The 25693-nt window shown below is 38.2% G+C and carries 22 protein-coding genes and 5 pseudogenes; 7 read left to right on the forward strand and 20 right to left on the reverse strand.

Translation table 11 applies throughout. The features are described from left to right. Positions 1-7: 7 nt before the first annotated feature. From JCM1039_RS00420 to JCM1039_RS00435, 4 genes and pseudogenes are all read right to left on the reverse strand, one after another. Positions 8-556 carry an NADPH-dependent FMN reductase gene (locus JCM1039_RS00420; protein WP_013438688.1) on the reverse strand — a complete coding sequence of 183 codons (549 nt, stop codon included), beginning with the start codon at positions 554-556 and terminating at the stop codon, positions 8-10. Positions 557-568: 12 nt separating this feature from the next. Next, a pseudogene (locus JCM1039_RS10085) lies at positions 569-1107 on the reverse strand (NADPH-dependent FMN reductase). A gap of 153 nt (positions 1108-1260) precedes the next feature. Continuing rightward, positions 1261-1884, reverse strand: coding sequence for a TetR/AcrR family transcriptional regulator (locus JCM1039_RS00430; protein WP_025014184.1), 624 nt, complete (start codon positions 1882-1884; stop codon positions 1261-1263). Positions 1885-2000: 116 nt separating this feature from the next. Continuing rightward, positions 2001-2243 (reverse strand): hypothetical protein, encoded by a 243-nt coding sequence (locus JCM1039_RS00435; protein ID WP_025014185.1) that lies wholly within the window; start codon positions 2241-2243, stop codon positions 2001-2003. Positions 2244-2339: 96 nt separating this feature from the next. Between JCM1039_RS00435 and JCM1039_RS00440 the strand changes: the two genes are divergently transcribed. Further along, on the forward strand, positions 2340-3752 hold the full coding sequence (locus JCM1039_RS00440) for a C69 family dipeptidase (protein ID WP_025014186.1): 1413 nt from the start codon (positions 2340-2342) through the stop codon (positions 3750-3752). A gap of 40 nt (positions 3753-3792) precedes the next feature. Here the strand turns inward: JCM1039_RS00440 and JCM1039_RS00445 are convergent, their stop codons facing one another. The 4 genes from JCM1039_RS00445 to JCM1039_RS00460 form a co-directional block, all read right to left on the reverse strand. After that, positions 3793-4467: an ABC transporter ATP-binding protein gene (locus JCM1039_RS00445; RefSeq protein ID WP_025014187.1), complete on the reverse strand. Its 675-nt coding sequence runs from the start codon at positions 4465-4467 to the stop codon at positions 3793-3795. A 1-nt stretch (position 4468) separates the two neighbouring features. Then, entirely contained in the window at positions 4469-5530 is a 1062-nt protein-coding gene (locus tag JCM1039_RS00450) for an ABC transporter permease (RefSeq protein ID WP_025014188.1), read from the reverse strand. Beyond that, the gene (locus JCM1039_RS00455; RefSeq protein ID WP_025014189.1) at positions 5531-6058 is read right to left on the reverse strand and encodes a TetR/AcrR family transcriptional regulator; all 528 of its coding nucleotides are present in this window, start codon (positions 6056-6058) and stop codon (positions 5531-5533) included. Positions 6059-6174: 116 nt separating this feature from the next. After that, the gene (locus tag JCM1039_RS00460) at positions 6175-6774 is read right to left on the reverse strand and encodes a histidine phosphatase family protein (protein ID WP_025014190.1); all 600 of its coding nucleotides are present in this window, start codon (positions 6772-6774) and stop codon (positions 6175-6177) included. Between the two features lie 138 nt (positions 6775-6912). On the opposite strand from JCM1039_RS00460, the gene JCM1039_RS00465 reads away from it, so the two are divergent. Further along, positions 6913-7656: an alpha/beta hydrolase gene (locus JCM1039_RS00465; protein WP_025014191.1), complete on the forward strand. Its 744-nt coding sequence runs from the start codon at positions 6913-6915 to the stop codon at positions 7654-7656. Here the strand turns inward: JCM1039_RS00465 and yaaA are convergent. After that, a pseudogene (gene yaaA, locus JCM1039_RS10090) lies at positions 7653-8413 on the reverse strand (peroxide stress protein YaaA). The gene JCM1039_RS00465 and the pseudogene yaaA overlap by 4 nt on opposite strands. A gap of 52 nt (positions 8414-8465) precedes the next feature. Here yaaA and JCM1039_RS10095 point away from each other — a divergent pair. After that, a pseudogene (locus tag JCM1039_RS10095) lies at positions 8466-9103 on the forward strand (hypothetical protein). 37 nt (positions 9104-9140) lie between these two features. Here the strand turns inward: JCM1039_RS10095 and JCM1039_RS00480 are convergent. Then, positions 9141-9935: a DUF4931 domain-containing protein gene (locus JCM1039_RS00480; RefSeq protein ID WP_025014192.1), complete on the reverse strand. Its 795-nt coding sequence runs from the start codon at positions 9933-9935 to the stop codon at positions 9141-9143. A gap of 149 nt (positions 9936-10084) precedes the next feature. Between JCM1039_RS00480 and JCM1039_RS00485 the strand changes: the two genes are divergently transcribed. Then, on the forward strand, positions 10085-11293 hold the full coding sequence (locus tag JCM1039_RS00485) for a L,D-transpeptidase family protein (protein ID WP_025014193.1): 1209 nt from the start codon (positions 10085-10087) through the stop codon (positions 11291-11293). Positions 11294-11384: 91 nt separating this feature from the next. Further along, positions 11385-11582 (forward strand): hypothetical protein, encoded by a 198-nt coding sequence (locus JCM1039_RS00490; RefSeq protein ID WP_025014194.1) that lies wholly within the window; start codon positions 11385-11387, stop codon positions 11580-11582. Positions 11583-11610: 28 nt separating this feature from the next. Here JCM1039_RS00490 and JCM1039_RS00495 read toward each other — a convergent pair whose 3' ends face one another. From JCM1039_RS00495 to JCM1039_RS10105, 5 genes and pseudogenes are all read right to left on the reverse strand, one after another. Further along, positions 11611-12309, reverse strand: coding sequence for a LiaF transmembrane domain-containing protein (locus JCM1039_RS00495; protein WP_025014195.1), 699 nt, complete (start codon positions 12307-12309; stop codon positions 11611-11613). A 2-nt stretch (positions 12310-12311) separates the two neighbouring features. Next, on the reverse strand, positions 12312-12761 hold the full coding sequence (locus JCM1039_RS00500; RefSeq protein WP_025014196.1) for a LytTR family DNA-binding domain-containing protein: 450 nt from the start codon (positions 12759-12761) through the stop codon (positions 12312-12314). A gap of 142 nt (positions 12762-12903) precedes the next feature. Next, positions 12904-13623, reverse strand: a pseudogene (locus tag JCM1039_RS13005) (YczE/YyaS/YitT family protein). 290 nt (positions 13624-13913) lie between these two features. Next, on the reverse strand, positions 13914-15407 hold the full coding sequence (locus JCM1039_RS00510) for a peptide MFS transporter (protein ID WP_025014197.1): 1494 nt from the start codon (positions 15405-15407) through the stop codon (positions 13914-13916). Between the two features lie 110 nt (positions 15408-15517). Next, a pseudogene (locus JCM1039_RS10105) lies at positions 15518-18051 on the reverse strand (M1 family metallopeptidase). Between the two features lie 200 nt (positions 18052-18251). Here JCM1039_RS10105 and JCM1039_RS00520 point away from each other — a divergent pair. After that, positions 18252-18614 carry an aggregation-promoting factor C-terminal-like domain-containing protein gene (locus JCM1039_RS00520; RefSeq protein WP_025014198.1) on the forward strand — a complete coding sequence of 121 codons (363 nt, stop codon included), beginning with the start codon at positions 18252-18254 and terminating at the stop codon, positions 18612-18614. Between the two features lie 414 nt (positions 18615-19028). Here JCM1039_RS00520 and JCM1039_RS00525 read toward each other — a convergent pair whose 3' ends face one another. Next, positions 19029-20027, reverse strand: coding sequence for a hypothetical protein (locus tag JCM1039_RS00525; RefSeq protein ID WP_025014199.1), 999 nt, complete (start codon positions 20025-20027; stop codon positions 19029-19031). 155 nt (positions 20028-20182) lie between these two features. Here JCM1039_RS00525 and JCM1039_RS00530 point away from each other — a divergent pair, with 155 nt between their 5' ends. After that, positions 20183-21430 carry an MFS transporter gene (locus tag JCM1039_RS00530; RefSeq protein ID WP_025014200.1) on the forward strand — a complete coding sequence of 416 codons (1248 nt, stop codon included), beginning with the start codon at positions 20183-20185 and terminating at the stop codon, positions 21428-21430. Between the two features lie 39 nt (positions 21431-21469). On the opposite strand, the gene JCM1039_RS00535 is transcribed toward JCM1039_RS00530, so the two are convergent. From JCM1039_RS00535 to JCM1039_RS00550, 4 genes are all read right to left on the reverse strand, one after another. After that, on the reverse strand, positions 21470-21973 hold the full coding sequence (locus JCM1039_RS00535) for an O-acetyl-ADP-ribose deacetylase (protein ID WP_025014201.1): 504 nt from the start codon (positions 21971-21973) through the stop codon (positions 21470-21472). Between the two features lie 168 nt (positions 21974-22141). Beyond that, on the reverse strand, positions 22142-22999 hold the full coding sequence (locus tag JCM1039_RS00540) for a sugar ABC transporter permease (RefSeq protein ID WP_025014202.1): 858 nt from the start codon (positions 22997-22999) through the stop codon (positions 22142-22144). A 2-nt stretch (positions 23000-23001) separates the two neighbouring features. Then, positions 23002-24360, reverse strand: a complete 1359-nt coding sequence (locus tag JCM1039_RS00545) for a carbohydrate ABC transporter permease (RefSeq protein ID WP_025014203.1) — start codon at positions 24358-24360, stop codon at positions 23002-23004. A gap of 79 nt (positions 24361-24439) precedes the next feature. Then, entirely contained in the window at positions 24440-25666 is a 1227-nt protein-coding gene (locus tag JCM1039_RS00550; protein ID WP_025014204.1) for an extracellular solute-binding protein, read from the reverse strand. Positions 25667-25693: the final 27 nt, after the last annotated feature.

Here is a 25693-nt window from a genome sequence, read left to right on the forward strand (position 1 = left end):
GACAAAATTATTTATTTGCTTGTGCTACAAAATTTACGAAGTTGTCCATCATCGCATCCAATTGCTTGATAGAAGCTTCATCAGTCAAGTCGCCGCTTTCCTTATCAAAGTTTCTAGCAGCACCACCGATTAAAATTTCGTTACCTGGCAAAACATTTGCGCTCATGTCTGGTGAAAGTAAAATTTCACGTGCATCTTCTTGAGCACGACTTGAGCCTTGAACACCGTATGAAGTACCAACTACTGCAGCTGGCTTCATCTTCATTACGTTAGGACCAGCGTGTGAACCTAACCATTCAAGAGCACTCTTCAATGCGGCAGGAATTGAGTGGTCATATTCTGGTGTAGTCAAAATAATGCCGTCTGCATTTTTGATATCTTTAATCCACTTCTTAGTAGCTTCGTCTGGTTCTTCAGTTCTGCAGAATGGCTTGATATCATCAATTTCTCTTACTTCAATATCGGCTTTTTCAGCATAACGCTTAGCAATAAATTTTGCTAAAAAACGATTATATGAAAATGGAGCATTTGTACCAACGATTGCTAATAATTTCATTTAATAAGCCCCCTACTTAACAAGTTGTGCGTACCATTCATCAACTTCATCAAAGAAGTGCTTCAAGAACTTAAGCGTACCTTCATCTGTTAAACGTCCTTCGTCATCAAATTGCTTTGGTGCAAAGCCCATCATGAATTCGTCACCGTTAAATACGTGTGCACTAAAGCCTGGAGCAGCAAGATACTCTTTAAACGAGTTTGTGAACGAGCAGCACCTTGTGGCATTGGTGAGGTTGAAACAATTACTACTGGCTTATCGTGGAAGGGGTGGACAGAACTTGAAAGCCATTCAAGAGCACTTTTTAATGCACTAGTTACTGAGTGTTGTTGTTCTGGTGAACCGATTAAAACCATATCAGCATCTTCAATTTTCTTACCCAAGTCGAGTACATTTTGAGGTGCTTCAACGCCTTCTTTAAACATTGGCAAGCCTTTAACTGTCGCAAAGTCAAAATCATATTTATTGTCTAAATTCTTCATGATAACTCTGAGCAACTTTTCGTTAAATGAGTTACCGGCATTAGAGCCAGATAAAGCTAATACCTTCATAAAAACCACCTTTCGAAAATAACTTCATACCAATTATAACTTAATGCTTCTAAAAGTAAGCGAAAATAGATTTTAATAACACAAGAAAAAAGACATTTTCAAATCAGAAAATGTCTTTTTGGAGGATGAAAAGCGCAAATGATTGGCGAATTGTTATGCCAAGTTATCCTTAAGAGAAGCTTCGTCGTCTGCGGCAAACATTGAGTCCTCTTGAGTTTCGCTAAGACGATCATTAAGCATAGCATCGTGAATCTGAGCGTTCAACACATTGATAATTTGGTTTTGGCTAAAGCTTGCAATTTCGTTAACCACAAGTGCAGCCATACCAGTAGTTGAAATCCAGTTTGCTACAACGATGTTGTGGATCCTGTCTTGGTCATAATCAGTATCAGGATATTGTTCGTTGAATTTTTCAACGCCTAAGTCCATTAAAGTGTCAGCAATGATCTTGCTACCGAATTTGCCGTCAACAAACATTGCACGGAACAAGTTAACATGCTTCTTTGCAAAATCAATATATGACAAGTCAAGATCAATTAATGGTTCGCCAGTGTACTTTTGTTGTAAGATGTGAGCTCTCAAGTCATCAGAGATTCTCTTCAATACTTGAGCACGAAGATCTTCCATGTTGTCGAATTCAAGATACAAAGGTTGGGTTGAAAAGTGACCTGCTTTCGCAATGCTACGAGCAGTTAAGCCTTCAATACCATCCTTAATTGCCATCTTATAAGCTGTGTCTAAAATTTTGTCTTTACTGATTTCTTTCTTTCTTGCCATTTTAATGTACCTCAATCATTTTTATCCCAGCGAGCTTTTCAATACGCTTGTTATTTTTCTTTTCATGAACATCATATATCCTAAAAATAACAAATGCAAGTCAAATACATTATTTTTTATAGTCGCTTGAATAATGATGAATCATTGTCTGCGGTAAATTGGTCATAATGTGAAGACACCATTTCAATAACTGCTTGTTTGTCTAAGCCTTGTGCTGCGCAGAAGGAGAAGAAAGCAGCAGATAAAATGTAACCTCGCTCACGATCGTTCGTCAGATTATCTGAGAACTTCATATTGATCGTATGAGCCGCATAATCTGTAGTTAATTCGATCGATTTATCTTCCGGTTTATCGTTCATCTCAAAACCTCATTTTCCCATGAAATATAATATAATATAAAACTTCCGTTTTACATTATAATTATATTACAAATTAATTTAGAAAGAGTGTTAAAAATGAATACTACAATTGGTCGTTCATCATGTACTTCAATTTTAATCGGCAAGAAGGCTTCTTTGACCGGCAGCGTAGTCATTGGACGTAATGAAGACGCCAAAACTGCCTGGCCTAAGCACCTTGCTTTTAATGCACATAAGGCAATTCCGAATAATCATTTCAAGTCTAAGGATAACAAATTTGAAATGGATTTACCCGAAGAGCGCTTTTCTTATTCTTCAACACCAGAATGGACTGACAAGTATGGCGTTTTTGAAGAAGACGGTATCAACGAATATCACGTCGCAATGAGTGCTACCGAAAGTGCCTATGCTAATGAAAGAGTGCTTGCCGCAGATCCTTTCGATACTGAGAAAGGTATCTTGGAAGAAGCAATGGTTACTGTAGTTTTACCTTACGTAAAAACTGCGCGTGAAGGTGTTAAGTATCTTGGTGATATCGTTGAAAAACACGGTGCTGCAGAAGCTGACGGCATTTTATTCGGCGATCGCGACGAAGCTTGGTACATGGAAATTGGTTCAGGTCACCACTGGGTAGCTATGCGCATCCCCGACGACTCATACGCTGTTATCGCTAACCAACTTGCCATCCAAGAGATCGACTTTAACGACTCAAAGAATTTCTTGTTCTCTAAAGGCATCCAAGAATTTGTTAAAGAAAATAAATTATGGCCAGCAGATCGTCCATTCAACTTTAGAGAAATTTTTGGTACACATGACGACAGTGACCTTCACTACAACACGCCACGTGTCTGGATTGGGCAAAAATTATTAACCCCATCAGTCGCACAAGAGCCTGAAAGTTTTGATTTGCCATTTGTTCAAAAAGCAGACAAGCCAATCTCTATCCGCGACGCTCAAGACGTATTGTGCAACCACTATCAAAATACGCCTTACGATTTAACTAATCCTAAGAACAAGGACAATGCGACATACCGTCCCATCTCTGTGGCTACTACGCAAGAATCACACTTGCTCGAATTAAACGGCGAAAAGATGGTTCACTGGTTGGCTATGGGCGTTGGTGCACAAAGCGTTTATGTGCCATTTTACCCACAAGGCACTAAGGTTCCTACCATGTACAAATATGGTAAAGAAAGCTATTCTTCAAATTCAGCTTACTGGGTATTCAAACTTGCTAGCGTTTTGGTTGACCGTAACTGGGGTAAATACGGCAGCGAATTAAGTTCAGCTCAAACCGAAGCTCGTGAAAAGACAATGCGTTTACGTCATGAATATGACGAAAAATTAGCTAGCGAAACTGATCCAGCTAAGCAAACTGATCTGGTTAATGAAGCTAACGACAAGATGGCTAAGGCTGCTCTTGATATTTACAAGAAACTTATTGCCAAATTGATCACGCAACAAACTGGTGACTCACCACTTAGATTCAAGATGGATCCAAACTTATAAATCCAAAACAAAAAGCCACATTAGTGGCTTTTTTATTTTGCTATTTTTTCTGAGTCATTTGCCCATCCATCATTTCATAGATGTGATCGGCATACTTTTCAAGTCTAGGATCGTGTGTAACAAGCATAACGGCCTTGTCACGCTTTTTAGCCAGATCCTTGAACAATTGTCCTACCTCTTCTACATTCTTCGTATCAAGCGAAGCAGTAGGCTCATCTGCAAGCAGAATTTCAGGATTGGCATAAAGTGCTCGTGCAATAGCGGCACGTTGCTGTTGACCACCTGATAATTCACTTGGGTATTTTTTAACTAAATCAGTGATACCAAGTTGCTTGAGTAAATCATTCAATTCATCTCGTGATAAATTATTTTGCTTCTTCACCTTATCAACTAAAGTGAATTGCTCTTCCACCGTCAAAAATGGAACTAAGTTGTAGGCTTGCAAGACAAAGCCGATTCTGTTTAAACGTAATTCGTTGCGCTTTTTCGCAGAAAAATTGCTGATATCTTCACCGTTAATTAGGACCTCACCTGAGGTTGGCTTTTGCAGTGAACCGGCAATGGTTAAAAAAGTACTTTTACCGGCACCTGAAGGTCCCATAATCAAAACAACTTCACCTTTGTCCGCTTTAAAATTAATATTCTTTAAAGCCTCAACTTGTGCATTGCCCTTACCATAGACTTTTTTTACATTCTTTAATTCAATTACTGCCATTTTATTCACCAATCGCCTTTGCTGGATCAACTTTCAAAATAGATCTGATTGGGATCAAACTACCGATGACGCCCATTACAAGCATGCCAACTGTTCCACTAATCATAATTGTTGGTGTGAAACTCATTGGAACTGTTGCTGGCAAGGCTGCACTAGTGATCCACATTAAAATCAAACCGATGATGACACCGATAGCCACCAAAATAATTGATTGGCTAACTGTTGCACCAACTAAAGTCTTGCTTGGAATACCTTGTGCACACATTACGGTAAAATTGTGCATCTTTTGCATGGTTAAGATGTACAAGAAGACCGCGATAATGATGAGTGAAATGACAAACAAGAAGCCGATCATTAATTCAAAAGTCATATTTTGAGCAGTGTAGCCAGGTAGCTTACTGATGAATTTATTAATTGGGTAAGTCTTGGCATTGCGGTGGTTAAATTTATAATCACCATTTTTGGAAATAATAGCTGAAGTAACTACATTTGGAGCGGCCATGCGCATCTTTTTCCATGTAGATAATGAACCATAAACAATTGGCGCAATATTAATCTTGGCGTTATTAACAAAACCAACGATCTTATATTTCTGGCTTGAGCCATTTAATTTGATCTTGTCGCCCAATTTGTAGCCCTTATTCTTAAAGCTTGAATCAACGGTTACTTCATCGCTGTTTTTGGCTTTTCTACCTGAAGCCAATTTTTGTTCTTTATAAATAAATTGATCTTTTTTAATACCTAAAAATTGTGCAGAAACGGTATCACGATTCTTGTGTTTAACTACCATTCCTAGTTGACCAACATAGGCTTCACTTTTGCCAATCTTGGCATTCTTTAAATCTTTTTTAGTTAAAACAGATTGAGTCATGATTACATTGGAATTTTTGTTCAGCACAACTTTTTGTGTATCCCAACTATAAATTGCCTGCGTATTTTCGCTAGCCAATCCCACAGCTAATGATGACAACATGAAAATCAGGTAACTGATCAAAAAGATCATCAAAATAATCAAACCATAGCGTAGTTTTTCATGCTTAATTTCCTTAATTGCTAAAAACAACTAGTCCATCCCCTTCGCAATTATTTCTAAGCTCTTTTTATAGCGGGCCAAATTTTTATCTTTATTTTCAGGATCAGATAAGCAAAGGTTGATTACCTCATGGCTCAAAACCATTGCACTCCAGATTTCTGGGCTCATATTAAGCATTTGTCTAGAGTAGATCTTAAAGTTATCTGGGATCAGATACTCATTTTGTGCCATATGCAGTTTCATCATTGGCTCATATTGGCTATATTCTGTTTTATCGATAAATTTAACTACACGATCATAGAAAAACTCCGGATCGAATTTGTGGCCAGGAGTCATGTTCATATGAATCTTATCGATTGCCAGATGATACATATAAAGATATGCATCTGTTAAGTCATCAAAATATTTATAAAATGCTCCACGAGCAATACCTGCTTTTTTGACAATATGTGAAACCCTAGCTTCTGCTAAAGGGTAAGTACAGAATTCCTCTCGTAATACCTCTTCGATTTTTTGTCGTTTAGCAGCCGGCAAATTTGTAAAAGTGGATTTAACCATCGTTATTCTCCTTTCTCTCCCTATCGGTGACGAATTGTCACTTATGTAATATAATAACTCATTGTGACATGTTGTCAATACATACATATAAAAAAAGAGAGATTTTTTAATCTCTCTTAAGCAAGTACACGGTTGTAGTATACCAAACGTGCAATGCCGCCTCTTACGCTAAATTTAGTTAATGCGCTGTTGTCTGGCGTATCAATTTTATCCATATCACCATTAGTCAAATAGTGAGCTGCCATCATTCTAATTAAACGACCGTGAGCTACAACTAACACCTTTTTGTCAGGATACTTGCGGTACATTTCATCTAGGAATTCGCCACAACGCTTATCAAAGTCTTCGTAGCTTTCACCATTCTTAGAATATTTAACATAGTGACGATTTACCTTACCCCAAAGATCTACGACATCTGGATATTTTTCGCCAATTTCATCCATCTTCATGCCGTCCCAGTCGCCGAAGTCGAATTCAAGTAAGCGATCATCTAAATTGATCTCTTTCTTGCCCTTAGTAAAAATCTTAGCTGTCTCTACCGCTCTCTTCATTGGACTCGAGTAAACAGCATCAAATTCACTTTCATCAAAATTTTCAGCTGCCTTTTTAGCATATTCGCGGCCATAATCATTTAATTCTGCATCAATTTTTGAACCTTGAAGTCGGTTATCTTTATTTACATCTGTTTGACCATGACGGATAAATACAATTTCCATTACCTGTTCCTCCCGTATTCAATAGCTAAATATTACGCTCATTGTGCGAATCTTTCCAATTTCTTAATCTCTATTTTTACCGTTTTTAAACTTAAAAAGCTTACAATAAATGTAAAGCATGAAGAAAGGGGAAAATCTATGTCCCGCATTATAATTGAAAGAGATGGTCTCACCTTAGTAGGAGATCGTGAAGAGCCTTTTGGCGAAATTTATGACATGGCTATACTTATGCACGGCTTCACTGCAAATAGAAATACTGATCTATTAAGACAGATTGCTGACGACTTACGTGACAAAAATGTAGCCAGCGTACGTTTTGACTTCAATGGTCATGGTGAAAGCAACGGTAAATTTGAAAATATGACTGTGTGCAACGAAATTGCCGATGGTCAAGCTATTTTGGAATATGCCCGTACCGATCCACACGTGCGCAATATCTTTTTAGTAGGTCATTCTCAAGGCGGCGTAATTGCCTCAATGCTCGCTGGACTTTATCCCGACATTATCAAAAAGGTTGTGCTTTTGGCCCCTGCAGCTCAACTTAAGGATGATGCATTAAAGGGCAATACACAAGGCGCAACTTACAATCCTGATCGCATTCCTGCAACTGTGCCTTTTGGCGATAAAAAATTAGGCGGCTTCTACTTAAGAACTGCACAAGTTTTGCCAATTTACGAAGTATCTGAGCGCTTCACCGGTCCGGTATCAGTCATTGTTGGCACTAACGATCAAGTCGTTGATCCTAAGTATGCTAAAAAGTATGACGAAGTTTACGCAAATAGTGAAATGCATACTATCGAAAATGCAGATCATAGCTTTACTGGTCAATACAAATATGAAGCAGCTGATCTAACCGCACAATTTTTAAAACCATTATTCTAGCGCTGACTAAAATCGAAGTCAGTTCTAAAAATATAATGATCATCTGAACTAACTTCTGGCTCAAATTGAAATTCAAAATCATGAAAATCTCGCAAATCTGCGGGATTTTTTATTTGGTTTTCTGCCATAAAACGCACCATTTCACCGCGCGCCATCTTAGCGTGGACACCAACGGTTTTCCATTCACCATTTTTTAATTCTTGAAAATCAATGGTTATCATTCTACGTTTTTCATTTAAATATGGCTTGATCAAGCGCATATACTGCTTTGAGGCTAAATTGATTACTATATCGTCTTCTTTAAACAAACTATTAGCAATGTCATCGCACCAAAAGTGGTAGAGACTGTAGTCACGAAAGCCGATCATCTTGTGTTTAATTCCAAGCGATATGGACAAACACCGTCAAATGGCCTGAGCATCCCGTAAAAACCGGAAAGAATGCGCAAATTCTTTTGGATATAATCAAGCGCTGGCTGGGTAAAAATGTCTGGTGCCATGTACTGATATTGAATGCCCGAAAAGGCTAAAATTGCTGGTGTTAAGCGATCATCCAAATCCATATTTTTTAATTGAAGAATGCTCTGTTCCGTCACCTTTTGACTAGCATGCCACAAAGTATCTAGTTGCTCTTTCGTGCGTGACTTCAAAAAATGCTCTAGTATTCTGATCTTAGTCAAAAACTCCGGCTTTGATTGCACGGGAAATGAATCACGGTCAATTTTCATAATTTTTGCTGGGGCAATAATAATTTTCATTTTTATTCCTTTACGGTAAACTAAATTAGTAATTAACAAGGAGGACAAAAAGATGAATCCTGATTTTGCAATTATCTTAAATTTTAAAACAACTAGTGACTTTGACGCCGATTTTTTAGTTAAAACTGCACGTAACATTGGTGCCCGTGCCGTTATGAGTAGCGATCCTGCCGCTTTTAAAGAAGCCTGCGAAAAGTACACGATCTTTTTAGCTGACGAGCAAGCTGGCCTCGATTTAACCAGCGTTAACGTAATTGATACGATGGTTAATAATCGTAAAAATGGTGAAGCTACCATTATTAACATCCCTGTTAATGACGGTAAATTCAATGAAGCTACCCAAAAGTTGCTTGATACCATTAATTCATGGATGCACCAATTTGGTCATGCCTTTAACGAAGGCAAGCCTAGCCCTTTAACTGTCAGTGATGGTTTCATTTTAGAAAACCGCCATGCTGATTATCAGAAATATGTCTTCTTGAAGGATATTCCGGCTAAGATCGTAGTTGAAGGCTAGATAAAGAGCCTAACCGCGTTGAATGGATCGAGCACAGAACTGAACTTGATTTTGCCATGAAAGATGGCAAATTGACCATCAATTTGATTAAGTCAGACGACGTCTTTGACTGGAACGTACTCCGGATCCAAGCTCACCGTCCTGAAGACGACATTATTCATACTGAATTTTAACGAAAAAGCATTCTCGATTGAGAATGCTTTTTTTATTCTATTCTAGTTTAGATCCTTCATCAAAAAATTTTCTAAAGCGGTGTGCTTCTTTATCCAACGTGATCTCATCATTTACCTGGGACAATTTATAGCCCACAAAATAAGGTGGCGCCTCAAAGCGCGTTACAAACTTAGCACAAATACCGCCATCGTTACGTGGATAGAAGAATAAATTATAAGAATCGCATCTACCGTTATACATGATGTTGAGCAGGTACTTTGCACCGCTTTGAATCCAATCAGCCCAGAGGTCAACATTATTTCTGTCAATCAAGTTGATATTCAACTCGGTGTAACCTTGTACTGGGTGTTCCGCAATGTTTACTTCTACACCATTTTCATCAAATAGAGTTTCACCTTCAAAGTTATTAGGATGAATGTACTTATAGCCATCTTCATGCTCAAAGCCAACAATTTGCATGTGCGGGTGAATCAATGAACCACCAGAATGTGGGCCGTAGTTTTTATACCAGACTACTGATTCATACTTGGTATCTTGATTCATTTGATCAAAACAATCCAAGCTAAAACGCATCAATTTGCGGTTGTGTTCCTTAGTGTAAGTACTTATATCGCCGTTATGGTCGCTTGATTCGATTAAAACGGTCTGAACAGTATCACGTAACGTTGGAAACTTATTGTGCAACCAAATAATGTCGTCTTCTTTTTTATAAATATCGGTTAAATGTTCAACGTCACAAAAAGGACAAATGTCTTTTTTCTTATCCTTACGGTAAGATTGGGGTTTATCCTTTGCTACACTTAATTGAAAAACTAATGGATCGTTATTCATATTCTTCCCCCCATCGAAAAAATAAACAATGTTACATATAATGTCAATTAAGGTAAAATAAGTAAGTAACTTTACTATATTAGTAATACTTGCTATACTGTGTCAAAGCAAACACTTATTCGAAAATTAAAGAGATGGGTAATAACAATATGCAATCTAGAAGAGAACTTAGAAAACATAATAGCCGCAATAATCTCTATTTAATAATTATCGGCGTAATTATCATAATTGCAATTATTTGTGGTGTGTTTATTCACAACAAGAGGGTTCAAGCCGAACAAAAGCAACGTACTTTTGCGACTACCCACTTCAACCCTAACGTTACAATCTATGGAGTTAAAGTTGGCAATTTAACTGTTAACAAGGCTACCGATAAGATTAACGAAAAGGCAGACAACGTATTCTTCTTAAGAAACAAGAAATTAGTTTCTGAAAGGGATGCAAACATCCAAACAATTGATAGTCAAACTGTAAAGAATTACTTCGATAAACAACATACAGACTTGCCTAACAAACAAAAGTACACTTACAATTCAAAGGATTTAAGCGACGCTAAGAAGAACTTGCAAAAGATGCAAAAGGCCTCAGTTACTTACAACATTAATGGTAAGAGCTACAAATTAAATGCCGCTGATTTGATTAGTGAAGTTACTTATAAAGATGGCAAATATCAATTTACTGATGTTAAGGGCTTAACCAAACGATTAAAAGAAATCAATAACGAAGTTAAGACTCTTAAGAAGACTTATAAAGTCACTGTTCCTGTTGGCAATAAGGTCAACGGTAAGACAATCACTACTACTAACGAAAGTTACGGGTGGGGTGTTTATGTAAAGAAGGCTGCAGAGGCTGTAGAAAAGGCCTTTATGAATGGCGACACTACTGTTGATGGTAGTAAATACATCTACGGCGAGGGTTACAGTACTTACGCTCACGGCTACGGCAAGAGCAATAACGGTATTGGTAAAAACTACGTTGTTGTATCTATTAAGAACCAAGAATTATGGATCGTACGCAAAGGCCGTGTTGCTGTTCATTTAAACGATGTCGTTACCGGTACTCTTGAAGGCGGTAAAGGCAACCAAACTCCTAAAGGCGTTTGGTACATCATGTACAAGCAATCACCAAGTGTACTTCGTGGACTTAACGATGATGGTTCTAAATACGCATCAAAGGTTCAATACTGGATGCCATTTACTTTAAGTGGTTGTGGTCTTCACGATGCTAGTTGGAGAACTGACTGGAGCAAGACAGCTTACTTACAAGGTGGTTCACACGGTTGTGTTAACATTCGTCCTGCAGAAATTAGAAGCGTTTGGAACAACGTTATAACTAATGAACCAGTAATCGTCTACTAAAATACAAAAATAAAGCTTTTCGGGTTTGAAGAGCTTTATTTTTTTGCGTAAAATTAGGATAAAAAAGATATAGATTTTTGAGAGGATTTTTATGTTAATAATTGGAATTCTTTGCCTGCTTGTAGCGGTAATTTCATACCTTAGATATGTAAATGAAAAACAAAATAATACTAATAAGAATAAAGAAGATAGCAAAAACGAAGCCAAGTGGCAACGCAGCCTTGCAATTATTTTCTTAATCTTGGGTTTAATCTTAATAATTTATGCAATTGCTTTGCACAGATTTTAAAAAAACGTGGTTTTATACCACGTCTTTTTTATATGTAATTAATAGTTACATCACCCATATTAGCCTTACCCCGCAAAACTAGTGTTGGACCACCACCATTGCTTTTACCTTTAACTGTTATATCACCCAAGGTTGCATTTAAGTGATTTTCAACTTGCCAAGATAATGGAATAAAGAAATCAACGTCACCCATCGATGCGCTCATATTAACATTAACGCGGTCTCCTGCAGCTTGGGCATCATCAAGGTAAACATTCACGTCACCCATTGAAGCATTGATAGTGATTGATTTTAGGTGTTGTGAATGAACATAACGAGAAGTATCACCCATTCTGTGATCAATTACGATATCATCTGAATTTTCATCAATAGTGTTTTCTCCAATGTCTCCGTTGATAACTACTTTTGGCTTAACACTTTTGGTAAAAAGCAAACTCAGTCCAATTGAAACCAATAAGGCTACGAATAAAATCATCATTGGTGATAGCATGGAAGCAAAATGAAGCTTTTTCGAGTACAAAATTGCTAAAAATGCGAGTGAGAAGACCGATAGATAAATACTACGATCAAACAATCCTTTAATGAATAAAGCTACAAAAATCGCAGTAAAAATAATGGTTGTGAAGCCAATTTGAAAATCAAATAGTTGCAGTTGATCAACTACCAACAGTACAGCTGCTGCAATGAATCCTACACCCAGGAGAATCCTGCTAAAATTCTTTTTCATCATTAAAACCTTCTTTCATTTAAGCGATGACACAAATCTTTGTAATAACGCCGTGAAGCATAAATTGTTTTATACGAATCGTGGAATTGAATCTTACAATTTGAAATCGAACGCGTTAAGCCATAAATATTATCCAGATTTACAATCGTTGATTTGGATATTCGCATAAAACCTGTACCCAACAAATTTTCAAGTTCATACAATTTATATTTCACTAAATAGGCCTGATTTTTCGTATGTACCATTACCTGTTTAGCATCCGTTTCGAAGAACAAAATGTCATCAATTGGCAAATAGTAAGAAACATGATTCTTGAAACATTCAATTTCATCAGCATGTTGCTTCTTTTGCAAACTTTGGTAGAGCTGTTTTATTTCCGAGGAAATACTTTTAGCTTTGATCACAACTTCTGTTTCATCTGCATCAGGATCAATTTCAAGTTTTACTTTCATGTTTCTCACTCCTTCCACTTGATATTTTAATTAAAATATAATTTTTGTCTATTTTCTACCCTTTTGAACTAAGTGGTCATTTTTTGTTTCTAAGTGGCAAAAAAAGTCCTACTTTCGTAGAGCTTTATTTTTTTGATTTTATTTACTTATTCTTTGCTTTAGCTATTCTCTTATTCAATTGATTTTGCAAAAGCTTTTCTTGTTCAACAAATGAATCATACATTTCCTTAGAGTTGGCCATGTTACGACGAACAATTTTCAATTGACTTCTTAATTCAGAAGTGAAGTATTGATCCATATGGTTACGCATCGTTTCAGTTGTTTGTAATGCGTTATAGATGGTGTGATAAGTATGCTTACCGATGTGAGACAAAAGCATAACGGCAGAGTTTTGATTACACTCTTCCTTAGGCTTAGTAGCGTCATTAATTGTCTTAACCATTGGGTTAGATACGTGATCATTCCACCATGAGATAAGCGGACCAGTAAAGAAGGCAACGATGATGGTACCGAAGCCAACAGGACCACCCACAATAACGGCAGCAACCATGAATAAAACATCTTGTGTAATTCTAGCAGTTCTGTAAGATAGCTTGGTTCTCTACGTAATAATTGGCGCAATGGCATCATATGGTGCAGCGCCCAAGTCTGGTGCCATGTAAAGTGACGCACCAAGTGTGAACAAAATTAAACCATTCAAAGTATCGGCCGCCACAATCAAGAAAGTGGTACGATAGCCAAATAATTGGTGATAAATCGTAGTAAACCATTGAATTTCAAATCCGACCAAGACCATGTTTAAAATAGTCTCGATATCGATTTGTTTACGGTCAAGCCACAAAATAAAAATGAATATTACCAAGTTTACGGCTAATTGATAAACACCAAGTCCAATTAGAAATACCCGTGTTAACCGCAGTAAATGGATCTAGACTCACATTACCTCCACGTAAGAACGTGGTTCCCCATTGATAAAATGGCAACACCAATAAACGACATTAATGTCTTATAGCAATATTCGCCCAATTAATCTTTTTCTTTTTCATAATTTCTTCCCCTTTTTGGTGTTTAATTTTGAATTAATATTCGCTTTTTAACAAATAAAAATAATCCTACTTTTTCAGTAGGATTATTTTTCAATTATTTAATTAATTAGTGAATACCTTCCATTAAAACATTAATCTTCTTAACTAGTGCAAACATGATTATACCAAAGATTACACTAACTACACCGACAGCCAAGAAGTATTGTATTTCGGTGCCAGAAGAATAGAATTTAACAATTTGGGCGTTAACAGCCTGACCGGTCGCATCGGCCATGAACCACATACTCATCATTTGTGAACGGAATGCATTTGGTGCAAGTTTCGTGGTGATTGATAAACCAATTGGTGAAATTAACATTTCAGCGATTTCAACTAAGAACCATGAACCCACAAGCCATAATGGACTAACTCGACCACTGGTGCCGAAGAGCATCCCTGGCAAAGCCATCCACATGTATGAAAGACCTGCAAATACAAGACCTGCAGCAAACTTACCTGGTGCACTTGGTTGCTTCTTCCAGTGTTCCCAAAGCCAAACAAATACTGGTGTCAAAATCATAATAAACAATGGATTAAGTGACTGGAAGTTAGCTGCCGCAAAGTGCCAGCTGCCAACATGAAGCACAGTTCTTTGTTCCGCAAAAAGTGCTAAAACAACTGAACCAGATTCTTCTATTCCCCAGAAAATAGCTGCGGCGAAGAATAATGGAATATAAGCTTTAACACGTGAACGTTCAATCTTAGTAACCTTAGGGCTCCGGAGCATCATGACGAAGTAGTAGATTGGCAACGCAATAGCCAAAATAGTAAGCAAAGTAATAACGTTATTAACGTTTAATTGACCTACACCAGCCATTGCAGCTAATGCAATAGCGATTGCGACAATACCAATAACTACCCATTTAATAATGTTGAGCAAGTCGCCTTTATCAATAGGATCATTTGGCGTCAAACTATCAGTTGAAAGATACTTTCTACCGCCAAGAGCATATTGCACTAACCCTAAGAACATACCAACAGCGGCAAGTGAGAAGCCGGCATGGAAGTTCCATTCGGTGCCAAAAACGTTAAAGCCGAAGCCTTGTGCTGCCCATGGTACAAGGAGTGGTGCAAGGAATGAACCAATATTAATACCAAAAACAAAAATACTAAAACCAGCGTCTCGACGACGATCTTCTACAGAATAAAGGCCACCAACCATTGAAGATACGTTAGGCTTAAGTAACCCGGTACCAACCACGATCAAAGCGATTGAGGCATACAATGCACTAACACCAGCTGGCAAGGCCAAAACAATGTGACCGAGCATGATCAAGACACCACCATAAAAGACGGTCTTTCTTGAACCCCATACTCTATCTGAGAGCCAACCACCAACTAAGGTAGATAAATAAACAAGCGAACCATAAATTGACATGATTGAAGCAGCGGTAGTTTGGTCCATACCAAGACCACCCTTGGTAACTGCGTAATACATGTAGAAAAGTAAGATGGCACGCATGCCGTAGTAACTGAAGCGCTCCCACATTTCAGTAAAGAATAAAGTGGACAAACCCTTTGGTTGTCCGAAAAATGCTGTATCTAAATCTCGTTTACCCAAAGAAAAACTCCCTTCTTATCTAAGGTAAGCAATAAAAGTTATTATACCACGAAAAAATAAGGATCCACTTTCTACAGAGTGAATCCTTATTCTTTTTAGCTATTTATTTTCTAGTCAATTGCCTTAGCAACTGCACTGTTTACAGCATCTTTTTCGTCTTCGATCAAGTTAACCTTGCCTTCGATGACCTTAATGTCCATCTTAATTTCACGACTAAGAAGTGGAACATTAATCTTGGGTTCAAAGAATTCCTTGAATTCCTTAAGTCTTTCTGGGGTATGGAAGACGCCTGTAGTAGCAGTGATAAATGTAGCAAATTCCATGTCACCACCAACAGTCTTGTCAAGCCAATCCCAGTCTTCTCTGATCCAGTCCCAAGCTGCTTGTTGACCATAATGGTTAGCAAGTAAACCACGGTACCAACCACGTAAATCTTGTGGCTTAACTACGTCAGCATTTTCAAAGTCGCCAACAATAGCCTTGATAGCTGCAAGATCCTTGGTGCTGGTTACAGCGCTGCGTAAGTCAACCTTGTATGATGGGTCAGCTGTTCTTTGGTATTCCTTAATTAACTTATCAACTAATTCAGCATTGCCAAAGTTCTTAACTTCATTGATTAAAACGTATGGACGAATATCTGCATTCAATGCTTCCAAGTTATCTTCATTTTCAGTAAAGATTTGGTGAGCTGCCTTAATTGAGTCCACATTTTCAGCGTAAAGACTTGCGCTTAATTCGTATGGACGAATTTGAATATCTTCATCGCTTTCGCCAGCCTTAACCTTCCAGCCTAAGCGAGCAACTTGATCCTTAGATAAGAGATCGTAAAGCTTCTTCAAGTTCTTTTCTGCGGCAGAATCTGGTTCAACGAATTGACGCAATTTAGCAGCAGTAGTGTACAATGCGTTGATTACCAAACTTGACTTAGAATCTGCGAACTTAGTAAGAAGTGGCACGATTGAAGCGTATGAAATTTGCTTACCTTCTGCCAAAAGTCTAAGGTCTTGCAATAATTGCAACTTATCAATTGGTTCAAGTTCGTCAACCTCTGACAATATATCATCAAGCAAAGTCTTGTCGTACTTAACGATGAAGTGTGAGTTGTTGCCAATGTTAAGTCTAAGTGGGTGACCTACTTCTTCACGGATAACCTTGTAGTTACCTAAGTCTAATTCTTTTTCAGACATAATCTTAGGAGCGTCGAAGTTTGCGTTCAATGGAATTTGCCATTGTCTACCCTTGTCTTCACCTTCACCAACGAAGAATTGCTTTTGAGTAAGCTTCAAGTGACCATCTTCATCGATAAATGCGTTAACTACAGGGTAACCTGGTTGCTTAAGCCATGAGTGCATAATCTTACCGATATCAAGATCAGTAGCAGTTGAAAGTGCATCCCAAAGATCGTCACCAGTGGCATTGCCAAACTTGTGGTGATCGAAGTAGTACTTAAGGCCCTTTCTCAAAGCATCGTCGCCAAGAAGTGAACGAACCATGACTAACATTCTTGAACCCTTAGCGTAAACGATGGCACCGTCAAAGACAGAGTCAATATCAGCTGGGTCGTTAATTTCCATTTGAATTGGTTGAACACCGTCTGTAGCATCACGTGATAATGCGGCAGCGGCTTCACTAGTTTGGAACATTTCCCAGATGTGCCAGTCAGGTTCCAAAGCGTCAACTGACAAGTATTCCATCATGTTAGCGAAACTTTCGTTAAGCCATAAGTTGTCCCACCACTTCATGGTTACCAAGTCACCAAACCATTGGTGAGCCAATTCGTGAGTAATAACAGTGGCAACAAGCTTCTTCATTTCAAGACTAGTGTTGTCCGGATCAAGCAATAAGTAAGCTTCACGGTAAGTTACAAGACCCCAGTTTTCCATGGCACCAGCACTGAAGTCTGGCAAAGCAAGTTGCAATGATTGTGGAAGTGGGTACTTAGTTTGGTAGAATTCTTCGTAAAATTCAATTGCGCGTTTAGCAATATCCAAAGCAAAGTCTAATTCCTTAGGCTTGTGGCTTTAGTTGCGTAAACACCAATCAAAACGCCATCCTTAGTGTGAGTAGTCTTTGATTGTAAGTCACCAAAGGCAAATGCGACAAGGTAGCTTGACATCCGAACAGTTTCTTCAAAGTGGTGGTAGCCATCTTGGTCAACTTCAACTTCTGGCATGTTGGCAAGTGCAACTTCGCCGTCTTCTTCATCCCACTTAAGGGCAAGGGTGAAGGTAGCCTTAGCTTCTGGTTCGTCAACACATGGGAATGCTTGACGAGCAAAAGTAGTTTCAAATTGCGTACCGATAATTTGCTTCTTCTTACCTTCTAATTCGTAGTATGAAGGGTAAATACCCATCATAGTGTCGGTAAGTGGTGCGCTATAAGCAATTTCGATTACGGCTCTGCCAGTTACGCCAGTTTCAATCTTGATTGCTTCGTCTTTTTCAACTACTTCAAAATCAACGTCCTTGCCATCAACCTTAACGCTGTCGATGGTCATAAACTTTTGATTAATGAATACTGGGTTTTCAATTACGTCACCAGTAATAGTAGAAGTACCGTTAATCTCTTTATTCTTACGGTTTACATTGATGCGCAAATCGTAATGTTCTGGGTGAAAAATTTCATAAAAACGTTTTACAGCCATTTTGACCTCCTAAATAATACATATTTCCCTTAAATTTTACCAAACTAAGGACGTAAACGCTTAAAAAAGGCTAATTATTCTTGATTGTAAGAGTGGCGTTGTCATTTTGTAACACTGCTGTCACATTGACCTTGTACTATATAATTATAGTCATTAAGAAATAAATAATTTTTTTAAGTTTTAAATAAGGAATGAATAAATTGAATAAACACGTTAAATCTACTTTAGTAAAAATCTTAGCTGCATTAGCACTTGCCTTTGCATGTGTCGCAGTTGCCGAAACTTTTTCTACCAACTCAGGCAATCAAACTGTACAAGCCGCAACCAGAAAGCTTTCAAAGAAAGAAAAAGCTGCTAAGAACTGGATCGCAATGCGCGAATCAGGTGGTAGCTACACTGCCAGAAACGGTGTTTGTTACGGTAAGTACCAATTAAATATCAGTTACTTACGTGGCAACTTATCACCAAAGAACCAAGAACGTACTGCTGACAACTACGTTTACGGCCGTTACGGTTCATGGGTAAATGCCAAGAAGTTTTGGTTAGCTCACAACTGGTATTAAAAATAAAGGTTTATTATTCACTACTTAATTCCCAGAAAAATAAAAGAAAAAACAGTTTAGTCCAATTGACTAAGCTTTTTTTTGTTACGTTTAAATCTTATTTTGGGCAAAAATTTGTGGGATGAAGATTCACCTCCATCCCACAATAGGTATAACATTATTTATTATCTTGTAAATAAATTTCTCCGTAAATTGAACACTTATGCTGTTTGATAGATACGATCCAATTCCTTTTAATTTTACAATCGGCCATTTGATTTTATTAATTCAAGTTTTAGTAGTATTTTTATTTTCCTAGACTAAATGGTGGATCATAAATCTATGAATTCGTAAGCTGACTATTTTAGACAAAATAAAAATGCTAGATGAGGATTCCATCAAATCCTCATCTAACACTAAATTAAAGTTTTTTCCTTATTCAAAATTATCTTGTTTTACAAACCGATAAATTGCAATGACCAACACCATGATTGAGCAAGCCATACCGACATAAGCCATTGTTCCGATGTGTACCGCATTATTAGCGCCTGCTCTGGTCATTTGATTTTCCATGGCATAACCGACAACCCATCTACGCATCAAAACTGGCGTTAGAACAAAACTGATCGTTGTAATTAATGACGTAATCAAAGTGGCATTTCTTGAATATGGCTCTTTAAAGAATTGAGCCAAAACGCAAATAGCTGGCGCAATCATCAAAAGCATGATCCAAATAATGATCCAGCGCCCAGAACTACTACTCATCATTTGTGCACTGTTAGTTGCGTAACGATATGAGCTCCAAAGCTGTCCACCCGTTATGGTGTTAAGCAAACTTAAGAAATAAGATCCTTGTTGGCCGTAGTAACCACCATTATTGGAAAGCACACCTTGCACAATTTGGAAACTATCGGTTGAACCTGCCGATGAGAAGTCAACCGTTACAACCTGCTTCATGTAAGTTGCCAAAAACATAACCATTGAACCACCAAGTTCAAAGGCACGTAGCATGCTCAATTTTCTAGAAGCCTTCATATGGAATTCTAGACTCAGTACACGATTTGGGTGATGACTGCGCCCGATAATAAAAATTCCAATGATGACAAGTACGAATAAAGCAGCTAGACCCCACCACATTTTAATCATGATGAAGAATAGCGCTAGAACAATGATCGCTACAGAAACATAAGGACGGTCTGAGAAAATCGTCCAAAAGTTTAGCTTAACGTGATGATAATTCTCTCTAGAGGTGTTTTCTCTAGATGCACGAGCAACATTAGCATGATCAATTGGTTGAGGATTGCTAATCTTTCTACTTCTAAATTCTTCTCGGCTATTTACTTTACTTCTTGAATAATTAATCCGGGATTGATTAGTACCTGCTTGGCCATGCTCTTTTTTCATCCGGTATTCTCGCCGTGACATATGTGCCATCTTTGACAACTCCTTCCTCGAATCATTATCGTAGCACATTATAATTGTAATAGTTATGCTTTATGAAAGAATTTGAGGAAAATTTAGCTTTTTTGTATGTGCTAAAATGAATATTATTAATTAATCATTGTTTTTAATTTGAAAGAGATGACTTTTTGACAACTGCAAAATCTAGTGCCTTTCCTGCTGGCTGGCATAAGGCCTTTTATACCCTATGGCTAGGCTGTTTTATTACCGGTATGGGTTACTCAATGACTATGCCATTTGTTTCGCTGTTTATTTCTGATTTAGGTAATTACTCAAAATTTCAAATCAACCTCTACTCTGGTTTAGCCTTTGCCATGACCTTTATTGCTCAGGCAATTGTTTCTCCATATTGGGGAAACTTAGCTGACCGTAAAGGCAGAAAGTTAATGTGTATGCGTGCCTCTGGTGTTATGGCATTGACCATCACCTTAACCGGTTTTGCACCAAACGCTATTTATATTGTCGTTATGCGTTTTATTCAGGGAGCTTTTTCCGGTTATATCAATAATGCAACGGCATTAATGGCTGGTGAAACGCCTCACCAAAGAAGCGGCTGGGTAATGAGCCAGATGATGACTGCCGGAACCGCTGGTAACTTAGTTGGCCCATTACTTGGTGGTGCTTTATCAAGTTTCTTTGGTAACTGGCTTGGCGGTGCTTGGGGCTACCGAATCTCATTCTTTATCACTGGACTTTTAATGTTCCTCGTCTTTTTAGGCACTACATTCTTAGTTCATGAAGAATTCACTCCAATTTCTCGTGAAAAGATGAAACCTATGAGTGAAATCATGAAGAGTTTGCCTAGTGTAAAATTGATCATCGTTATGTTCATCACTACCATGCTTGTTCAATCATCAACCATGTCAATCGATCCTATTGTTTCGCTCTATGTTAAATCGATGATGCCTAACGGTAAAAACGTGGCTTTGGTTGCCGGTGTTGTTGCCGCAACACCAGGACTTGGTACTTTGATTGCTGCATCAAAGATTGGACATAAGATGGATGAAGTTGGACCTTTGAGAGTATTAAGAATTGGTTTAATTGTTGGCTTTATCCTATTTATTCCAATGGCATTAACTAATAATCCGTGGGTTCTGGCAGGTTTGAGATTCTTGTTAGGAATTGCCAGTGCGGGAATGTTGCCCGCTGCACAGACCGTTTTAACCTTAAACACACCTAGTGAAAGTTTTGGCCGTATTTTCTCTTATAACCAGTCTTTCCAGGCGGTTGGTGCCGTACTTGGTTCGTTAATGGGATCTATGATTTCAGGTTTATCCAATTATGCGACAGTATTCTGGGTAACAGGATTCACACTTTTACTTAACTTCATTTTAGTATTAATCTTTGCCTGGGGAATATCCTACCGCGATAGATAAAATAAAAGGCTGTTTAGTTTTGAACTAAACAGCTTTTTATTATGCCGCAATTTGTTTGTACAATTGATAAGTTTTATCATCATACGCACAAAGAGCAACCTTGATTTTATATGTTTTGTTTTTCTTTTGCCAGTCTGTAATCGTCTTATAGGCGATTTGAGCTGCCATTTTGGCAGGAAAGCCAAATGCTCCAGTTGAGATTGCTGGGAAAATAATGCTATGTAAATCCGCATTTTTAGCTACATCTAGTGAATTACGGTAGCAAGCTTCCAGCATCTCATCATCGCTACGAGCACCAGAATATACTGGACCAACAGTATGAATCACATGCTTAGCAGGTAAATCATAGCCTAATGTGATCTTAGCATCCCCTGTATGGCAACCATGCAGTGTCATACATTCTTCAAGCAAATGAGGACCAGCAGCCGCATGAATCGCACCATCAACACCGCCCCCACCAAGAAGCGAGTTATTGGCCGCATTCACGATTGCATCTGCCTTCATCTTAGTAATATCACCTTGAATTATTTTTATGTTTGTCATTCTTTTATATCCTTAGGAAACTAATCTGGTTTCCTTCCGCCCTAATTCTAGCACCTAAAGACTTCAAATAATTAGAATAGACCTTAAATAACTGTTCATATTTTAAGATATACAAAAAGCGCCTTGCCGAAGCAAGACGTTTTATTATTAGCATAAGCAAATTTTTGATTAGCCCTTGTCAGCACCAGCAGTAATACCGTTAACGTAGAATTTCTGCATGAATACGAACAAGATAGTGATAGGGATAGCGATGATTACACACCCTGCAACGAATTGTGCGAAGTATGCAGTCGCATTACCTTTGGCTGTGTGCACCATGTTGTACAAACCATAGGCAACCGTGTAGGTCTTGGCATTTCCTGAGGTTGAAAGAATAATACCTGAGAAAATGAAGTCTGTCCATGGAGCGATGAAGGCAGTCAAAGCAGTATAAACGATCATTGGCTTTGAAAGTGGTAAACCAATGTGGATGAATACTTGCCATTTAGTAGCACCGTCGATTTCGGCAGCTTCGTCGATTGATCTAGGAATAGTATCGAAGAATCCTTTAGCAACGTAGAAGCCAAGGCCGGCACCACCAACGTAAACCAAGAATAAACCGAAGAGGTTTAACATGTTAAGACCCTTTAAGATGTAGTACAAAGCGATCATTGCCATGAAGCCTGGGAACATCCCAAGAACCAAAGCAATTTGCAAGAATGGTTTTCTAAATCTAAAACGAAGTCGTGACAGAACATAAGCAACTGAAATAGTTAAGAATGTTGAAACGATCATTGATGCAATTGAGACAACTAAAGTGTTAATGATCCAGTTACCAAATGGATATTGTGGGTTTGTAAAAATTCCAATATAGTTCTGCAACGTGAATTGTTCTGGCCAGAAGGTCGAAACAAATCCAGTATCGTTATATGAAAAACTTGCTAAGACGATCCACACAATTGGTAAAATCCAAAGAATAGCTAAAATTGTTAAAAGGACATACCGAAAGATTAATGAGAGCCGTCTTTGATTTGAATATGACTTCATGTCTAGCCCTCCTTGTAAGCATTAGTGTGTCTGTAAGCTATCAGCGAGACAACCGCACTAATAATGAAGATTAAGATACCTAGTACCGCTGATGCGTTATAACGTTGCTCTTGACCGAAGGTCAAGTTATATAGCCACGTTACCAGCAAGTCAGTCGATCCGGCGCCGTTATATTTACTGTTCATTGGTGCACCACCCGTCAGCAAGAAGATAACGTTGAAGTTGTTGATGTTACCAATGAATTGTTGAATAAGTGAAGGTGCCATAACGAATAAGATTTGTGGGAAAGTAATTGATCTGAAAATTTGTGCTGCATTAGCACCGTCAATCTTGGCAGCTTCAATTTGATCCTGTGGTAAGTTTTGGATAATCGCAGTTGAAACTAACATTGAAACTGGGATACCAATCCACATGTTAACGATAATAACGGTTAATCTTGCAACTAATGGAGAAGCTTGGTTGTCAATAAAGTGAATTGGCGAACTAATCCAGTGCAAGTTCATCAAGATGTTGTTTAAAGCACCTTGGTAATCCAAGAATTGAGCCATCATCAAAAGTGATACGAATTGTGGGACAGCCCAAATAATTACAAAGACAGTTCTCCAGAATGCCTTGTACTTAATACCTTTTGATTCAATCAATAAGGCAAGTAATACTCCGAAGAAGAAGGTAGTAGCAGTAGCAGCTACAGCCCAAATCAAAGTCCAGCCTAATACTGGGAAGAAAGTACCAGCAAGGTCACCACTAAGCACATTGCCGAATGCTTGAAAACCTGTCCAAGAAAAGGCAATTGGGTGTTGACGATCATAGTTGGTAAAAGCCATCGAAATCATGAAGACCGTTGGCAAAATCGTGAAGAACAAGATACCAAGTAATGGAATACACATTAAGGTTGTATGCAAACGAGTGTCAAGCAAACTCTTAAGTTCTTCAACGTTAGTAGGAATATGTTCACCGTCACGCTTCAAAATATAATTATGTTTTGTTGATTTTAAGTTAACGATGTAAAGAGCAATTATTGCAATACACAAGATAATTGCTAAAACACCGAATAACAAAATCAGAACTGAGTTTGAAGGTTGTTTAGTAACATAAACACCTTGAGCGGCATCGTAGACAACTTTTTTTGTTTTAACAGTACCTAATGTAGCTAATGAGTTTAAAGTAGGAATACCACTTAATATGAACCAAGCGATGAATACGATCTCTGAGATTAAGAATGCAAGACCTTTTACCCATTGCTTGTTGGCTAAAGCATTACTACCCATTATGAAGAATGATAATTTGGTAGCAATGTCACCCTTAGACCATACTTCGCGATATGTTGCTTTAGGAGCTACATGCTTTTTCTTTAGAAACATAACTTCTCCCCTTCTTAGGCAAAAAGGTTGGAATTTTTTGCCAACCTTTGCTTATGCTTTAAGAAATATTTGATTTAAATTATTTCTTTGAAATATCTTTTTGCAATTTAGCAAGCTTTGCTTTGTATTGTGCTGGCTTGATCTTGCCGTCGTAAGTACCACTGATAAGTGGAGCTGCTTCGTTCCAGAATGTTGCCATTTGTGGAAGCATTGGTTGCAATACTGAGTTACCTGGCTTAGCCATTTCAATTACAGATTCAGCAACTGGGTCACTCTTAACAGCGCTTGAGTTTACAGCAGCCTTAAGTACAGGAATTTGACCAGCTTCCTTGTGGGCAATTAATTGAGCTTTCTTGTTAGTGATGTAAGCAGCTAAATCTGAAGCAGCCTTAGCGTTCTTGGTGTGTGAGTTAACTGCGAAGCCTTCGATACCAAGGAATGCTTCCATTTGTACGTTCTTACCACCAACGTCAATCTTAGGATACTTAGCAACTGCGAAGTTCTTGCCTAAGATCTTCTTAATGTTAGCTGCGTTCCATGGACCATCAAGAATAGCTTGTGCGTTACCCTTCTTCAATTGGTTCAAAGCGTTTGAAGTTTGCATTACGCCCTTGTTGTTCTTTTGAGCTGCGTACCACTTCAATGCGTTTACACCGTTAGTTGAGTTAAATGTTGAGCCCTTAAGGTCTTCACCATTGTCACCGTAAAGCTTTGTACCTGCTGAGAACATTACTGGCCACATTACGTACGCGTTAGTGAAGTCAGTAGCTACAACACCCTTAGAGGTTAAAGTCTTCCAGTCCTTAACGTCGTTGGCAGAAAGCTTAGACTTGTTGTAGTAAATAGTTTGTGCTTGTTGTGCGTATGGGAATGCGTAAATCTTGTTCTTCCAAGTTACACCTTGTGATGCAACGCTAATGTAGTTAGCCTTAATGTCTTTAGTTGCTGAAGGTGAAAGTGGGTTAATGTAACCAGCTTCAGCCATTTGACCTAATTGGTCGTTAGGAACTTCAAATACATCGGCAGCCTTTGATGGGTCCTTACCAACATCAGTCTTAGCGTTAGCTGAACCGTTAGGACTTTGAACAACACGAACCTTGATGTTTTTGTTCTTCTTAGTGAAGTCCTTAGCAATTTGCTTGTAGTAAGGAACTTGTTCAGTATCTACCCAAAGAGTCAAATTTGCACTCTTACTTGAGCTTCCATTACTACTTGATGAATTTGATGAGCCGTTTGAACAAGCTGCAAGTGACATAGCAGCTAAAACAGCAGTACTACCTAAAGCCATTTTCTTCCAAAACTTCATGACTTTTTTCCTCCTAAAAATCAAAAC

Origin of the sequence: Lactobacillus kitasatonis DSM 16761 = JCM 1039, from assembly GCF_000615285.1 — a bacterium.
Classification (GTDB): Bacteria; Bacillota; Bacilli; order Lactobacillales; family Lactobacillaceae; genus Lactobacillus; species Lactobacillus kitasatonis.

Bases quoted from the DNA above. Each gene is read 5' to 3' on its own strand.
- JCM1039_RS00420 (WP_013438688.1), bottom strand. From the start codon at position 556: ATGAAATTATTAGCAATCGTTGGTACAAATGCTCCATTTTCATATAAT.
- JCM1039_RS00430 (WP_025014184.1), bottom strand. From the start codon at position 1,884: ATGGCAAGAAAGAAAGAAATCAGTAAAGACAAAATTTTAGACACAGCT.
- JCM1039_RS00435 (WP_025014185.1), bottom strand. From the start codon at position 2,243: ATGAACGATAAACCGGAAGATAAATCGATCGAATTAACTACAGATTAT.
- JCM1039_RS00440 (WP_025014186.1), top strand. From the start codon at position 2,340: ATGAATACTACAATTGGTCGTTCATCATGTACTTCAATTTTAATCGGC.
- JCM1039_RS00445 (WP_025014187.1), bottom strand. From the start codon at position 4,467: ATGGCAGTAATTGAATTAAAGAATGTAAAAAAAGTCTATGGTAAGGGC.
- JCM1039_RS00455 (WP_025014189.1), bottom strand. From the start codon at position 6,058: ATGGTTAAATCCACTTTTACAAATTTGCCGGCTGCTAAACGACAAAAA.
- JCM1039_RS00460 (WP_025014190.1), bottom strand. From the start codon at position 6,774: ATGGAAATTGTATTTATCCGTCATGGTCAAACAGATGTAAATAAAGAT.
- JCM1039_RS00465 (WP_025014191.1), top strand. From the start codon at position 6,913: ATGTCCCGCATTATAATTGAAAGAGATGGTCTCACCTTAGTAGGAGAT.
- JCM1039_RS00480 (WP_025014192.1), bottom strand. From the start codon at position 9,935: ATGAATAACGATCCATTAGTTTTTCAATTAAGTGTAGCAAAGGATAAA.
- JCM1039_RS00485 (WP_025014193.1), top strand. From the start codon at position 10,085: ATGCAATCTAGAAGAGAACTTAGAAAACATAATAGCCGCAATAATCTC.
- JCM1039_RS00490 (WP_025014194.1), top strand. From the start codon at position 11,385: ATGTTAATAATTGGAATTCTTTGCCTGCTTGTAGCGGTAATTTCATAC.
- JCM1039_RS00495 (WP_025014195.1), bottom strand. From the start codon at position 12,309: ATGAAAAAGAATTTTAGCAGGATTCTCCTGGGTGTAGGATTCATTGCA.
- JCM1039_RS00500 (WP_025014196.1), bottom strand. From the start codon at position 12,761: ATGAAAGTAAAACTTGAAATTGATCCTGATGCAGATGAAACAGAAGTT.
- JCM1039_RS00525 (WP_025014199.1), bottom strand. From the start codon at position 20,027: ATGGCACATATGTCACGGCGAGAATACCGGATGAAAAAAGAGCATGGC.
- JCM1039_RS00535 (WP_025014201.1), bottom strand. From the start codon at position 21,973: ATGACAAACATAAAAATAATTCAAGGTGATATTACTAAGATGAAGGCA.
- JCM1039_RS00540 (WP_025014202.1), bottom strand. From the start codon at position 22,999: ATGAAGTCATATTCAAATCAAAGACGGCTCTCATTAATCTTTCGGTAT.
- JCM1039_RS00545 (WP_025014203.1), bottom strand. From the start codon at position 24,360: ATGTTTCTAAAGAAAAAGCATGTAGCTCCTAAAGCAACATATCGCGAA.
- JCM1039_RS00550 (WP_025014204.1), bottom strand. From the start codon at position 25,666: ATGAAGTTTTGGAAGAAAATGGCTTTAGGTAGTACTGCTGTTTTAGCT.